Source organism: Streptomyces sp. NPDC051051, assembly GCF_040682975.1.
In the GTDB taxonomy this organism is placed as follows: Bacteria; Actinomycetota; Actinomycetes; order Streptomycetales; family Streptomycetaceae; genus Streptomyces.
The window spans coordinates 66,321-79,048 of sequence record NZ_JBFBCB010000027.1; the positions used below are offsets into that span (position 1 = coordinate 66,321).

General features: G+C 73.2%; 14 protein-coding genes and 1 pseudogene. 5 read left to right on the forward strand and 10 right to left on the reverse strand.

Features of this window, described 5'->3' with window-relative positions; genetic code table 11:
• Positions 1 to 34: 34 nt before the first annotated feature.
• Both AB0N31_RS21210 and AB0N31_RS21215 read right to left on the reverse strand, forming a co-directional pair.
• Complete coding sequence (locus AB0N31_RS21210) at positions 35 to 451, reverse strand: DUF3037 domain-containing protein (protein ID WP_366059924.1); 417 nt, start codon at positions 449 to 451, stop codon at positions 35 to 37.
• Positions 448 to 1,203 (reverse strand): HipA family kinase, encoded by a 756-nt coding sequence (locus AB0N31_RS21215; protein WP_366059925.1) that lies wholly within the window; start codon positions 1,201 to 1,203, stop codon positions 448 to 450. The genes AB0N31_RS21210 and AB0N31_RS21215 overlap by 4 nt, the downstream gene beginning before the upstream one ends.
• Positions 1,204 to 1,401: 198 nt before the next feature.
• Here AB0N31_RS21215 and AB0N31_RS21220 point away from each other — a divergent pair, with 198 nt between their 5' ends.
• Positions 1,402 to 1,890, forward strand: coding sequence for a Rieske (2Fe-2S) protein (locus tag AB0N31_RS21220; RefSeq protein WP_366059926.1), 489 nt, complete (start codon positions 1,402 to 1,404; stop codon positions 1,888 to 1,890).
• 155 nt (positions 1,891 to 2,045) lie between these two features.
• Positions 2,046 to 2,513, forward strand: coding sequence for a pyridoxamine 5'-phosphate oxidase family protein (locus tag AB0N31_RS21225; protein WP_366059927.1), 468 nt, complete (start codon positions 2,046 to 2,048; stop codon positions 2,511 to 2,513).
• Between the two features lie 84 nt (positions 2,514 to 2,597).
• Here AB0N31_RS21225 and AB0N31_RS21230 read toward each other — a convergent pair whose 3' ends face one another.
• Positions 2,598 to 3,500 carry a LysR family transcriptional regulator gene (locus AB0N31_RS21230; protein WP_366059928.1) on the reverse strand — a complete coding sequence of 301 codons (903 nt, stop codon included), beginning with the start codon at positions 3,498 to 3,500 and terminating at the stop codon, positions 2,598 to 2,600.
• A gap of 75 nt (positions 3,501 to 3,575) precedes the next feature.
• Here AB0N31_RS21230 and AB0N31_RS21235 point away from each other — a divergent pair, with 75 nt between their 5' ends.
• Positions 3,576 to 4,562 carry a DMT family transporter gene (locus AB0N31_RS21235; protein WP_366059929.1) on the forward strand — a complete coding sequence of 329 codons (987 nt, stop codon included), beginning with the start codon at positions 3,576 to 3,578 and terminating at the stop codon, positions 4,560 to 4,562.
• Positions 4,563 to 4,765: 203 nt separating this feature from the next.
• Here AB0N31_RS21235 and AB0N31_RS21240 read toward each other — a convergent pair whose 3' ends face one another.
• Complete coding sequence (locus tag AB0N31_RS21240) at positions 4,766 to 6,097, reverse strand: aminotransferase class I/II-fold pyridoxal phosphate-dependent enzyme (RefSeq protein WP_366059930.1); 1,332 nt, start codon at positions 6,095 to 6,097, stop codon at positions 4,766 to 4,768.
• 35 nt (positions 6,098 to 6,132) lie between these two features.
• On the opposite strand from AB0N31_RS21240, the gene AB0N31_RS21245 reads away from it, so the two are divergent.
• Complete coding sequence (locus AB0N31_RS21245; protein WP_366059931.1) at positions 6,133 to 6,834, forward strand: pyridoxamine 5'-phosphate oxidase family protein; 702 nt, start codon at positions 6,133 to 6,135, stop codon at positions 6,832 to 6,834.
• A 497-nt stretch (positions 6,835 to 7,331) separates the two neighbouring features.
• On the opposite strand, the gene AB0N31_RS21250 is transcribed toward AB0N31_RS21245, so the two are convergent.
• Complete coding sequence (locus tag AB0N31_RS21250) at positions 7,332 to 8,177, reverse strand: hypothetical protein (RefSeq protein WP_366059967.1); 846 nt, start codon at positions 8,175 to 8,177, stop codon at positions 7,332 to 7,334.
• A gap of 63 nt (positions 8,178 to 8,240) precedes the next feature.
• Between AB0N31_RS21250 and AB0N31_RS21255 the strand changes: the two are divergent.
• Positions 8,241 to 8,519: pseudogene (locus AB0N31_RS21255) on the forward strand (FMN-binding negative transcriptional regulator); the annotation flags it as partial.
• A 94-nt stretch (positions 8,520 to 8,613) separates the two neighbouring features.
• Here AB0N31_RS21255 and AB0N31_RS21260 read toward each other — a convergent pair.
• The 5 genes from AB0N31_RS21260 to AB0N31_RS21280 form a co-directional block, all read right to left on the reverse strand.
• Positions 8,614 to 9,618, reverse strand: coding sequence for an EamA family transporter (locus AB0N31_RS21260; RefSeq protein ID WP_366059960.1), 1,005 nt, complete (start codon positions 9,616 to 9,618; stop codon positions 8,614 to 8,616).
• A 74-nt stretch (positions 9,619 to 9,692) separates the two neighbouring features.
• Entirely contained in the window at positions 9,693 to 10,289 is a 597-nt protein-coding gene (locus AB0N31_RS21265) for a Clp protease N-terminal domain-containing protein (protein ID WP_366059932.1), read from the reverse strand.
• A gap of 262 nt (positions 10,290 to 10,551) precedes the next feature.
• Positions 10,552 to 11,184 carry a PadR family transcriptional regulator gene (locus AB0N31_RS21270; RefSeq protein ID WP_366059933.1) on the reverse strand — a complete coding sequence of 211 codons (633 nt, stop codon included), beginning with the start codon at positions 11,182 to 11,184 and terminating at the stop codon, positions 10,552 to 10,554.
• 160 nt (positions 11,185 to 11,344) lie between these two features.
• Positions 11,345 to 12,187, reverse strand: a complete 843-nt coding sequence (locus tag AB0N31_RS21275) for a class II glutamine amidotransferase (protein WP_366059934.1) — start codon at positions 12,185 to 12,187, stop codon at positions 11,345 to 11,347.
• Between the two features lie 67 nt (positions 12,188 to 12,254).
• Positions 12,255 to 12,677: a hypothetical protein gene (locus AB0N31_RS21280; protein WP_366059935.1), complete on the reverse strand. Its 423-nt coding sequence runs from the start codon at positions 12,675 to 12,677 to the stop codon at positions 12,255 to 12,257.
• Between the last annotated feature and the right edge of the window lie 51 nt (positions 12,678 to 12,728).

The following is a 12,728-nucleotide window of genomic DNA, read 5'->3' on the forward strand; positions in this document are numbered from 1 at the left end:
CACACGGGGGCGGTGTGATTCATCACCCGGCCGCTCACCTCACCAGGAGGTCCAGCAGGCGGTCGGTCTCGGCCGCGGGATCGGTGGTGAGCCCGGTGTGCACGGGCCCCGGCTGGACGACCGTCGAGCGGGGGGCGATCAGCCAGCGGAACCGCCGCCCGGCGTCGTCGTGCTCCGCCTGTCCGGCCGCCTCGCCGCCGCCGCACACGTTCTCCACGGCGCGCAGCGCGGCGCGCACCCCGGCCACGTCCGCGTCCGGGTCCAGCGCCAGCAGCCGGGCCTCGTCGAGGTGGGTGCGGGCGCCGACGTAGCCCTGGGCCCGGCAGTAGACGAGCACGCCGGCGTTGATGCACTCGCCGCGCTCGACGCGGGGCACGACCCGCAGCAGGGCGTACTCGTAGACGTCCCGCTCGTTGGCCTCGCTGGCCCTGATGATGTGGCGCTCGTTCACCGGTCCCTCTCGATGCGTTCGTGGATGACGGCGGCGCGCGCGAGGAGGGGTGCCGCGTAGGCACGCCGGAGCGCGTCCGGGGTGTCGAAGCCGGGCTCGTCGGTCAGCCAGACGTCGGGGATCTCGGCGGTGACCTCGGTGAGGAGATCGGCGGTGATCAGGGGGGCCAGCTCGGTCGCGGCGGCCTCGACGTCCGGGCGGAAGCGGGCGAGGGCGTGGTCGGTGGCGTCGTAGGGGCGGGCCGCGGAGGCCTCGGCGGAGGGCCAGTTGTGGTGCCAGATCATGGTGGCGCCGTGGTCGATGAGCCACAGGTCGCCGCGGTGCACCAGCAGGTTGGGGTTGCGCCAGGAGCGGTCGACGTTGTTGACCAGCGCGTCGAACCAGACGATCCGCCCGGCTTCGGCGGGGTCGACCGGGAAGGCGAGCGGGTCGAAGCCGAGGGCTCCGGACAGGAAGTCCATGCCGAGGTTGGTGCCGCCGCTGGACCGGAGGAGGTCCTGCACCTGCTGTTCGGGTTCGCCGAGCCCCAGCACGGCGTCCAGCTCCACGGTGACCAGGCGCGGCACCCTCAGTCCCAGGCGGCGGGCGAGCTCTCCGCAGACGACCTCGGCGACGAGTGTCTTGCGGCCCTGTCCGGCGCCGGTGAACTTCAGGACGTAGGCGGCGAGGTCGTCGGCCTCGACGAGGCCCGGCAGCGAGCCGCCCTCACGCAGGGGCGTGATGAAACGGGTCGCGATGACTTCCTTCAGCATCGCCCCAGGCTACCGGGGTCGCGCGGGCCCGCGGGGCCCGGCCGACAGCTCCGCGACAGCTGTGGCTCACGCCCCGCTCATCCCGAACGGGTCAGGATCTCGACACCGCCCGAACGGGCTCGACCGCCGCTGAACGGGCGGCACCCGCGGCCCGTACCTCTCGGCACACCGTCGAATCCGCCCGAAGGGAACCCCAGCATGACCAGCGCATCGTTCCACCCCGCCTCGGGACCCGCCCGCCGCACCGTCGTGGCGGCCGCCGGAGCCGCGGGGCTCGCCGTCGCGCTGACCGCGTGCGGAGGCTCCGACGACGACCCGTCCGCTTCGGCGGACTCCTCGGGAGCGGCCGGCGCCACCGGCGGTTCCGGGTCCGCGAGCACCGGCGGCGGGGCCGCGGCGGGTGCGGCCCTGACGACGACCGCGGACATCCCCGAGGGCGGCGGGAAGGTGTTCGCCGACCAGAAGGTGGTCGTCGTGCAGCCGACGGCGGGTGAGTACAAGGCCTACTCGGCGGTGTGCACGCACCAGGGCTGCGCGGTGAAGAGCATCGCCGACGGGGTCATCAACTGCCCCTGCCACAACAGCAACTTCTCCATCACCGACGGCAGCGTCAAGAGCGGCCCGGCGACGAAGTCCCTGCCCGAGGTGCCGATCAGCGTGAGCGGCGACTCGATCACGCTGGCCTGACGCGACCGCCCCGGCGCGCGGGGACGGCCACCGTTGCGCGAGCGGGGAGGAGAACTCATCCTGTGCGGGCGGACCGTCCTTTTCCGACGTGACGCCAGAGATGCCTCCGGCACGACGTGCGTGGCGTGAGAGTAGCCGAGAGAGAAGAGGGATGGATGACCGTCGCCCAGCGCAGGGGCCGGAAGATCATGATGTCGCCGGGCGAGGTGAGCGCGTTCCTCACCACCCAGCGCACCTGCCGGGTGGCCACCGTGTCCGCCGACGGCGCCCCGCACGTGAGCGCCCTGTGGTTCCTGTGGGACGGCTCCGCACTGTGGCTGTACTCCGTGGTGCGCAGCAGACGCTGGGCGGACCTGCGCCGGGACCCACGGGTCGCGATCGTGATCGACAGTGGCGAGGAGTACGAGTCGCTGCGGGGCGTGGAGCTGTCCGGCACCGTGGAGTTCGTGGGCGAGATCCCGCGCACCGGGGAACTGTGCGCCGAACTCGACTCCGTGGAGACGCTGTTCGCCCGCAAGAACTTCGGTCTGGACGCCATACCGCACGACGGACGGCACGCGTGGGCGCGGCTGCGCCCGGAGAAGATCGTGTCGTGGGACTTCCGCAAACTGGCCGACCTGTAGGGCCGGCAGGGCCGGAAGCCGGCGTCCATCGCGTCGGCCGGCGGCCGGCCGGTGCCGATCCGGGCCGTCGGCGGCCGGCCGGTGTCAGCCGAGGTTGTCGGCGGCCGACTTCAGTGCCCGCACCGCCGCCCTGATCGACGGGCGGCGGTCGGCGTCCGCCCGCCACAGGGCGTAGACGTGCCGCCGCAGCCGCTGCCGGAGCGGGACCATCACGATTCCCTCCGGCACCGGGTGGCGTCCGAGCAGCGGGGCGATGCACACCCCCAGACCGGCGGCCACCAGACCGAGTTGGGTGTGCGTCTCGGCCGCCCGGTGGCCGACGATCGGCTCGACGCCCCGCGAGCGGAGCGTGAACATCAGCCACTCGTGACAGAACTCGCCGTCGCCCCAGGTGATCCACTCGTCCCCGGCGAACTCCGCGAGGTCCACCTCGTCCCGTCCCGCGAGCGGATGCCCGGCCGGCATCGCCACGTCGGCGGGGTCGTCCAGGATCGGCGCCTTGACCAGCCCGTCCGGCACCGGCATCGGCTTGTTGTACCAGTCCAGGACGACGGCGAGATCGAGGTCGCCGCGGATCACCCCGGCGATGCCGCGCTCCGGCTCCAGCTCGCAGGAGCGCACGCGGAGCCCGGGGTGCTCCCCGCGCAGACCGGCGAGTGCGGTGGGGAACAGCCCGCGCGCGGCGGTCGGGAACGCCGACAGCCTCAGTTCCCCCACCACCTGGCCGCGCTGGGCCTCCAGGTCCGACTGGGCCAGCTCGACCTGGGACAGGATGCGGGCAGCGTGGTCGGCGAGCAGCCGGCCCGCGTCCGTGAGCCGGACGCCCCGCCCGTTCTTGGCGAGGAGCTGCTGGCCGACCTCCCGTTCCAGCTTGGCCATCTGCTGCGAGACGGCCGAGGTGGTGATGTGCAGTCCCGCGGCGGCGCCGCTGACCGAGCCGTGCCGGGCGAGGGCGTCGAGGGTGCGCAGGCGCTCCAGATTCAACATGTAAGCGATGCTACGAAATATTGCTCGCATATTCTCGCTTGTGCTACGACGTCGTTGTCGGGGACGGTGAGGACCATGACCACCGCCACCACCACGGGTTCTCCGTCCGCGCCCGCGTCCGCGGCCACCTCCACGTCCGCGGCCACCTCCACGTCCGGGGACGTCCGGCCGTCCGCCCAGCCCCGCCGCACCCTGGACTGGCGGCTGCGCTTCGGGTTCCTCTCGCTGATCTGGGGCTTCAGCTTCCTGCTCATCAAGGTGGGCACGGGGAGCTACGCGCCGTTCCAGGTCACGCTCGGCCGGCTGGCGTTCGGAACGGCGGTGCTGGCCGTCGCCATCGCGGTGAAGCGGGACCGGCTGCCGCGAGGTGCCCGCACCTGGGTTCACCTGACCGTCGCCGCGCTGCTCCTGAACGCGCTGCCGTTCTCCCTGTTCGCCTACGCGGAACTGACCATCCCGTCCACCCTGGCGGGCATCTGCAACGCGACCTCGCCGCTGTGGGGCATGGCCCTGTCCCTGGTGGCCCTCTCCGAGGACCGGCCCACCCGGGTCAGGGTGGCGGGCCTGGGTCTCGGCTTCCTCGGCGTGCTGACGGTCCTGGGTGCCTGGCAGGGCTTCAGCGGGCTCGACGCCCGCGGCACGGCGCTGGCGCTGCTGGCCTCGCTGAGCTACCCGATCGGATGGATCTACGTCCGCCGCACCCTGGCCGGCACCGGCAGCTCGGCCCTGTCGATGACCGGCGCCCAACTGTTCCTGGCCACCCTGCAACTCGCCGTGGTCACCCCGCTGTTCACCACGTTCCCGGCGCGCTTCCCGCTGCTGCCGCTGCTGGCGGTCGCCGCCCTGGGCGCCCTGGGCACCGGTCTGGCCCTCCTCATCCAGTACGGCCTGGTCACCGAGGTCGGCCCGACGACCGCCCAGATGGTCACGTACTTCATCCCGGTCATCGCGACGGCGGCGGGCGTGGCCCTGCTCGGCGAGTCCCTGACCTGGTCGACACCGGTGGGAGCGGTCATCGTCCTGGCGGGGGCGGCACTGACACAGGTGCGGGGCAAGGCGTAGCAGTGGGGTGCGGGGCGCCGAGGAGGGGCGCACGAAAGGGGGCGCGGGAAACGGCGCGACCGGCGACGCCGTCACCGGCGCACGCAGGTGAGGCAGCCCGCCCCCGCACATGGTGCGGCCCGCCCGCGCCCCCCGTTCCCGCGCCGACGCACGTGAAGCGGCCGCCCACTCCCCCGCTCCGCGCCCGGCAACACCGCCCCCCTCTAGACGACCCCCCGCCCGCTCCCCACCCGTACCGCTGAGGCCACCGCGTCCGCCAGCGCCTCCACCTCCCCCTCCTCCAGCGTCGACACGGTGATCCGGATGCCGGGCGGAGCCGCGAGCCGGAACCGCGCGCCGGGCGCGACCGCCCACCCCGCGTGCAGCAGCCGCGCCACCGCCCCGGTCTCGTCGGGGACCGGGATCCACACGTTCATCCCGCTGCGGCCCCGGGCCGCGACCCCCCGCTCGGCCAGCGCGCCGATCAGCGCGTCCCGGCGCCTGCCGTACGCCCCCGCGACCGCCGCGGTGTCCACCGCGCCGTCGGCCCACAGCCGTACGACGGCCCGCTGAGTGATCCTGCTGACCCAGCCGGGCCCGAGCCGCTGGCGCCCGCGGACCCGGTCGAGGGTGACCTCGTCACCGGTGAGGACGGCGAGCCGCAGATCGGGGCCGTAGGCCTTGGCGACGGAGCGGACGAAGGCCCAGTGCCGGGTGACGCCCGCGAGGGGGTGCAGGGGCAGGTCGACGATCCGGTGACCGTGGTCGTCCTCGATGAGCAGGGTCCCCGGACGCCTGCGCAGCACGGCCCGCAGGGCACGTGCGCGTGCGGCGCCGAGCGTGGCGCCGGTCGGGTTCTGCGCCCGGTCGGTCACGATCAGGGCGCGCGCGCCGTCCTCCAGGGCACGGTCCACGTCCTCCGGGAGCGGTCCGTCGTCGTCGACGCCGACCGGGACCGTGCGCAGGCCGAGTGCCGGGACGAGGTCGAGGAGCGAACCCCAGCCGGGGTCCTCGACGGCCACCGTGTCACCGGGCCTGAGGTGCGCGGCGAGCACCCGCTCGATGGCGTCGAGCGAGCCGGAGGTGACGGCCACCGGCCCGGCCGGGACCCCGTCGGCGTCCAGCTCGGCGCGGGCCAGCCGCGCCAGTTCGGGCTCGACCGGCTCGTCTCCGTAGAGGACCGGTTCCCGGTCGCCCCGGTCGGCGGCCCGGGCGAACGCCGGCCCGAGCGGCGGCAGCAGCGCGGGGTCCGGATTGCCCTCCGACGCGTCCCGCACCCCCTCCGGCACGTCCACCCGGATGAACTCGCGGCCGGTCGTGGCCGGCTTGGACCGCACCCTGCTGCCCCGCCGGCCGTCGGTCTCGATCACCCCGCGCTCGCGCAGGGTGCGGTAGGCGGCCGCGACAGTGTTCGGGTTCACCCCGAGCCGCTCGGCCAACTCCCGCATCGGGGGCAGAAGTCGCCCCGGCTCCAGCTCACCGGCGCCCACCGCCCGCTCGACGCTCGCGGAGATGTCGGCTGCGCGCCGCCCTTTGATCGGATATTCTCCTAGCACAAACACGATTATGCACTAGTGCAATGGAGGACGCCATGCAGGGGACCACGCAGCCGCAGGGGACCGCACCGTCGACGACGCCACCCGCCGCCTACGCCCCGAGCGACCGCACGGTCCCCACCCGGTCCGCCGAGAGGGCCTCCTACGACAAGGACCTGGTGCACGCGATACTCGACGAGGGTTACGTCTGCCACCTGGGCTTCGTCCGCGACGGCGCGCCGGTGGTGCTGCCCACCCTCTACAGCCGGGTCGGCGAGACGCTCTATGTGCACGGGTCGACGGGCTCGCGCCCGCTGCGGATGACGGGACAGGCCGACCCGGGCCTGCCGGTGTGCCTGACGGTGACGCACGTCGACGGACTGGTCCTGGCCCGCTCGGCCTTCCACCACTCGGTCAACTACCGCTCCGTCGTCGTGCACGGCCTCGCCCACGACGTGACCGACCGCGAGGAGAAGCTCATGGCCCTGGACGCCCTGGTGAACCACGTCGTCCCCGGCCGTGCCGCCGACTCCCGGCCCGCCGACAAGAAGGAACTGGCCGCCACCGCGGTCATCCGCATCGACCTGAACGAGGTCTCGGCCAAGACCCGCACCGGCGGCGTGAACGACGAGCCCGAGGACCTCGCCCTCCCGCACTGGGCCGGCGTGGTCCCCCTCCGCAAGGGCTACGGCACCCCGGTCCCGGAGGCCGACCTGCCGCCCGGCACCGAACTGCCCGCCTACCTCAGGGCCCTGTGATGCCGATCCACCGTTCCCACGAACCGAGCGGGAGTGAGTCCTGTTGCCAGGATCCGTGCTCGGCCGGGTGCCCCGAACGGTGTTGGGCATCCTGGTCGCCCGCTTTCGCTCCACTGCCCGGCGGCGCGCATCGTGGGCGTGGTCCGAAATTGTGGGGGCGGGTTTCCTCACGCCCACGGTTCTCCGGTCCGGCCTGGGCGGCCCGATGCCCCGCACCATCACTCTGGTGAGGCGGGGGCGGTGCCGTCCGTCGCCGGATCGGATACCCGAGGGCGCGTCGCCCGATCGCGATGCTTGCCGCATCGTGCCGGGACATCTTGCGTCGGGGGGTGGTCAAGGGTTTCTGCCAGTGCTGGACCCCCCTGCTGGTGTGGGCCGGGTCGACCGCGACGATCGCGATGTCCTGCTCCCCGCCCATCGACACGAGGCGGGCTTTGAGCCTCGTGGTGGGGAAGCGGGAGAGCAGACAGCGGAAGCGTTTGTCAGGATGTGGTCACCTACCAGCGCCCACGCGCAACATCGTGGTGGATGCGGTAGGCGACCGCCCGGTTCGCGGTGATCCGGTCCAGCCACTCCTGCCCCCGATGCCGGAAGCGTACGGTCGCCCCAAGCAGGTACCGGCCGTGGGGTGCGTGGGCCAGTGGGGCCGGGAGCTTGATGGAGACCTGTCCGGTGTCGGTGACGCGGATCGTCTCGTTGCCCAAGCGCTTGCCGGACCCTCCGTGGGCGGCGAGGAACATCCGCTCCGCCCGCCGGCGTTCCCGCCGGGCCCCCTCGCCCAGCCCGGCCGCCTGAAGGCGGTGGCGGGTGCGGGCGAGGCTTTTGCCGCCGCGCACCCCATGGACCCGGCCCGCCGCCCACTCCGCTTCCACCACCGCGAGCCGGTCCTTCAGGGCGTGCAGGCGGCGGGACTCGGCATGCCACTCGCCTCGCGAGGCATACCCGCGCACCAGCCCCGCGCGCTTGTCGGCCTTGGCACCCGACGGCCGGGTCGGGCGAGCCTCGATGGACGCGATCTGCCCACGCAGCCGGCCCAGATGGGCGGCCTGTCCGCGCCTCGCCGGCGCCCACTGATCGTGCGTGGCCTCGGTGATGCTGCCCGCCCACCGCGCAGACGACCTCCCCGTCAGCGACCGTTTGCGCACCGCCCATGCGGCGGCATCGTGCGCCAGGCCCTGCCGGGAGCGCTCCGCGAGATCCCCAGCGGCCGGCGACCCCAGGGAGATCCCCACCTCGGCCGGCACCGCAGCGTCCGACTCGCCCACCCGCAGCCGGTCCCGAACAGCCGCTCCCGCCGGACCGGGCACCACGAACGACGCCGCCACCTCCCGCAGCCCGCCCACCCATCCCCCCCACCCGGCCGAAAACCCCCGTCACGGCAGTCAACGAGTCGACGACCCCGGGCCAAGGCCGCCCTGCTGAACCGGCAGACGGGCCGCTTCCAGCCGGAAGGCGGCTCAGCGCGGGTCGCGGTGGGCTAGGTGCCGTACGGCCGTCTGCTCTCCTGGATCCGCGGGATCCGCGGGATCCGGCTCGAGGTGACGGACGTACGGGCCAAGTTCGAGTACGCGAACCACCGGCCCGCCGAGACCCGGGAGCGCATCGCGGCGGGCCTCGCGGCGCGCGGCGGTCCGGGGGACGCGATGGCACGCGAGCGCCTGCTGCGCCGCGGCCCCGGGACGTGACCGCAGGGCGGCGGGGCCGCGTCCGGGCCGCCTCTCCCGGCGCACCGGGGCCGCATGGCCCGCCCGGCGCGCATCCGGCCCTCCCGGGCCCCTGTCAGGTCGCCGTCCCGCGGGCGGACAACTCCCGCTCCGGACCACCGGCGGCCACCGGGTCCGGGGAGCCCTTGGCGGGAGCGGACGACTGGGCGATGAACGCGCCGAGCAGGACGACCGTGCCCCCGACGATCTGCGGCGCCGAGAGGTGTTCGCCGAGCAGCACCCAGGCCAGCACGGTGGCGATGACCGCCTCCAGGCAGGCCACGACACCCGCCACCTGCGGGGAGAGCCGGCGCACGGAGACCACGCCGGTGACGTACGCGACGACCGTGGCGATCAGTACGATCCAGCCGAGCAGCAGCCAGGCCGGGACCTCGGTGCCGTCCATGGCGGCGGTGCCCGCGAGCACCGACCAGTCCATGCCCCACGGACGGGCCACCGCCGTCAGGACGACGGCGCCGACGAGGAGGCCGTAGGCGATCACGCCGAGCGGGTCGGGGGCGTCGTCGCCGGAGTCGCTGCCCTGGTCGGAGAGGACGAAGTAGCCGACCTGGCAGCAGGCGGCGGCCAGCGCCAGGACCAGGCCGAGGGCGTCGAAGCCGAGCCCCGACCAGACCTCGACGACACAGGCGAGCCCTCCCACCGCGAGGACCACGCCGAGCGCGGCGGCCCGCGTCACCGGCCGCCGCTGCACGAACCGCACCCAGCCGAGCACGAGGGCGGGCGCCAGGTACTCCACCAGCAGGGCGACGCCGACGGGGATGCGGGAGATGGAGGCGAAGTAGAACGCCTGGACGCCGGCCACGCCGAGCAGTCCGAACCCGGCGAGCAGCGCGGGACGGCGGCGTGCCAGTGCGCGGTGGCGCACCGCCAGGGGCAGCATGACCAGGGCCGCGCCCGTCACTCGCAGCCACACCACGTGCAGCGGGTCGAGTCCCGCCTCGATCAGCGGCTTCGCCGCCACTCCGGATCCGCCGAAGGCGATGGCCGACCCGACCGCCAGAGAGAGCCCGATGCCCTTTCCGCGACTGACCTGACTGCTCACAGACGTACGCACGGGCACATGATGACAGGCCACGACATGACCGTCACCCCGGTTGACACCTGTCTCAGTCGCTGGACGGGCAAGGGGCCCGGTCAGGGCGCGTCGCCGTCGCCGGCGTACTCGTCGAGGCCACCGTCGATCCGGGCGCACACGGCCGGTGGCTCGATGCCGGCCCGGCCCAGCACATCGACGGCGCGGGCCTGCGGGTCGGCGAGGATCGCGGCGAGCAGGTCGATCCCGCGGGCGATGCCGGGCGCGCAGGGGAGCAGGCCGGTGTCGGGGGTGCGAAGTCCGGAGCGCCCGGCGGCACGGACCCGCGCGTGCCACAGCGCGGCGGAGGCGAGGGGCGAGAAGCCCTCGACGGCCGCGACGACGGGCAGGGCGCCGGAGTCCTCGACGCCGCCCTGCCAGCGCAGGCCGTAGCCGATGCTGCGCTGGACGAGATAGCCGAAGAGACGGGCGAGCTGCGGACCCCCGCCGAAGGCGGCGCGCACCTCGGGGTCGCTCTCCAGGAGGGAGTGCAGCAGGTGCGCGGTGTCGATCTGCCGGTCGCCGTCCCGGACGGCACGCCGGCGCGCGCCCCCGACCGCCGCCGCCAGCTCGGCACTGAGCCCGGCGTCGTCTTCCATGGCCCGGAACGCGTGGTCGCGGACCGGCTGCCGGGGGATACGGGGTTGCACATCCTCCATCCCATCAGTCCCGGCCGGCCGGAACATCCACGGAGGGAACCATCTTCGCGTCCCACGCAGAGCCGACAGCGGGTGCCGGAATCTCCTCCTCACGGAGGAGATCAGGCCGTTTTCGCACCAGCGGCGCGCGCCGTCCCGCCTCACGGGGAACGGGTGCCACCCGGTGGCCTCCACCGACGTCTCCGACGGCGGCCTTCGGAGAGTGCGAAGGCGCCTGGCGGAGTCCTCCGCCAGGCGCCTTCGCTCTCGTACGGAACGGCCGTCAGTCCTCGTCGGCGAGGATCAGGTACAACTTCTTGCGGGCGTCGTTGATGACCGTGAGCGCCTTCTCGCGCTGTTCCTTGCTGCCGGTCTTCCAGACCTGCCCGAAGGCCTCCATCAGACCGAAACCGGCCTGCCGGATCTCTCCGAGGGCCTCCCAGTCGACCCCGCGGGAGGCTTCCTCCCAGGGGGCGTCGGGCCCCTCCTCGGCCGCCGTACGGCCCGCGTCGGTGAGCGAGAACAACTTCTTGCCGCCCTCCGACGCACTGCTGATCAGACCCTCGTCCTCCAGCAGCTGGAGGGTGGGGTACACCGAGCCGGGGCTCGGCTTCCACGCGCCGCCGCTGCGCTCGGCGATCTCCTGGATCATCTCGTAGCCGTGCATGGGCCGGTCCTTCAGCAGCGCCAGGATCGAGGCCCGCACGTCGCCGCGCCGCGCCCTCCCCCTGGGTCCGCCGCGGCCTCGGCCGCCCCAGGGTCCCGGCCCGAAGCCACCGCCGGGACCGCCGGGGCCGAATCCCGGACCGAAGGGCCCGAAGGCCGCCCGACGCCCGTCGAAGCCATCCCAGCCGCCCCGGCCACGCCGGGAGAAGCCGTCCTGTCCATGTCCACGCTCGTATCCGTGGGTACGCATCGCCATCACTCCATCCATTGGTTCGTTGATCGATCGCGATGCGTCAACGATATATCGGAACAGTTCGCATGACAAGGCTCTGCACGAGAACGTCCGCCATGACAGGGCTTCACTGTGCCAAGGCCCGGCCGGACGGGACCTTGCCCCGTCCGGTGCCGGATCAGGCCAGGGCCGGCTCCAGCGGGGTGAAGGAGAACATCTCGTCACCGTCGGGCTGCACCACGCCGCCCGTGCCCTCGGGAACCGCGTTCCAGGCGCCGGGAAGGTCACCGAGGGGCTCGGACACGATGAGGCGCGTGGTGTCGGAGACCTCCTGCAGGAACTCCACATCGGGGTGGAGGGCGCGCAGGGTGTCCACCCGGGTGCTGTAGAACAGCGAGCGCGAGGCCTTCTGGCTGGAGTAGCGGAACGCCCACAGCCGCTCCCCGTCCGTCACGGCCACCGTCATCTGCAGCGGGAACTCCACCCCGTGCTCGTGGCCGGTCCGCTCCACCAGACCCGCCATGCGCGCGACGGCGCTCGGCGGGTCCTGCTCCAGGCCGAGGGTGAGCGCCAGATAGAACATCATCTCGGAGTCCGTGGAGCCCTCCATGTCGAGGAACAGCGCCGGGTCGACGGCCAGCGCCAGGTCCCGCCGTGTCCGGTGGAACTCGGCGATCGCGCCGTTGTGCATCCACATCCAGCGGCCGTGGCGGAACGGATGGCAGTTGGTCTGCTGCACCGCGGACCCCGTGGAGGCGCGGATGTGGGCGAAGAAGAGGGAGGAGCGGACGTGGCCCGCGATCTCCCGCAGATTGCGGTTGCTCCAGGCCGGGCCGATGTCGCGGACGACCGCCGGGGTGCTCAGGTCCGGCCCGTACCACCCCACTCCGAAGCCGTCGCCGTTGGTCGTCTCGACGCCCATCCGGGAGTGCAGGCTCTGGTCGATCAGTGAGTGCGTCGGCTTGTAGAGGATCGTCTCGAGCAGGACGGGCGTACCCGAGTAGGCGAGCCATCGGCACATCGCGCGCCGCCTTCCTGGCCGTTCGGACGCGCGCGGGCGGCCGTCGTCCCCGCGCGCGGGCGGATCGCTAGCGCAGCGAGGCGGTGTCCGACCGCGACACGCACAGACCCCAGATGACGAACCCGGAGAAGGCGATCATCACGACGGACCAGACCGGGGAGTACGGCAGCGACAGGAAGTTGGCGATGATGATGAGTCCCGCGATGGCCACGCCGGAGACGCGTGCCCACATCGACCCCCGGAAGAGTCCCATGCTGACGAGGACGGCCACCACGCCGAGCGCCAGGTGGATCCAGCCCCAGCCGGTGAGGTCGAACTCGAAGACGTAGCTGCGGGTCGTGACGAAGACGTCGTCCTCGGCGATGCCCATGATGCCGCGGAAGATGTCCAGGATCCCCGCGAGCATGAGCGTCACGGCGGCGAAGACCGTCAGGCCCTCGGCCCACTGCTGCTTTGCGGTCCCGGTGTGCGAGGAGTGCGTCGCGCTCATACCGTCGCCTCGATTCGGATGTCGTGGATTGTCAGCGGCCCGGGAAGGAGG

What these genes read in the sequence shown, in the direction of transcription:
- AB0N31_RS21280 (WP_366059935.1), bottom strand. Translation starts at nt 12,677, where the DNA reads ATGAGCGCGACGCACTCCTCGCACACCGGGACCGCAAAGCAGCAGTGG.
- AB0N31_RS21245 (WP_366059931.1), top strand. Translation starts at nt 6,133, where the DNA reads ATGCAGGGGACCACGCAGCCGCAGGGGACCGCACCGTCGACGACGCCA.
- AB0N31_RS21270 (WP_366059933.1), bottom strand. Translation starts at nt 11,184, where the DNA reads ATGCGTACCCACGGATACGAGCGTGGACATGGACAGGACGGCTTCTCC.
- AB0N31_RS21235 (WP_366059929.1), top strand. Translation starts at nt 3,576, where the DNA reads ATGACCACCGCCACCACCACGGGTTCTCCGTCCGCGCCCGCGTCCGCG.
- AB0N31_RS21215 (WP_366059925.1), bottom strand. Translation starts at nt 1,203, where the DNA reads ATGCTGAAGGAAGTCATCGCGACCCGTTTCATCACGCCCCTGCGTGAG.
- AB0N31_RS21275 (WP_366059934.1), bottom strand. Translation starts at nt 12,187, where the DNA reads ATGTGCCGATGGCTCGCCTACTCGGGTACGCCCGTCCTGCTCGAGACG.
- AB0N31_RS21220 (WP_366059926.1), top strand. Translation starts at nt 1,402, where the DNA reads ATGACCAGCGCATCGTTCCACCCCGCCTCGGGACCCGCCCGCCGCACC.
- AB0N31_RS21265 (WP_366059932.1), bottom strand. Translation starts at nt 10,289, where the DNA reads ATGGAGGATGTGCAACCCCGTATCCCCCGGCAGCCGGTCCGCGACCAC.
- AB0N31_RS21225 (WP_366059927.1), top strand. Translation starts at nt 2,046, where the DNA reads ATGACCGTCGCCCAGCGCAGGGGCCGGAAGATCATGATGTCGCCGGGC.
- AB0N31_RS21230 (WP_366059928.1), bottom strand. Translation starts at nt 3,500, where the DNA reads ATGTTGAATCTGGAGCGCCTGCGCACCCTCGACGCCCTCGCCCGGCAC.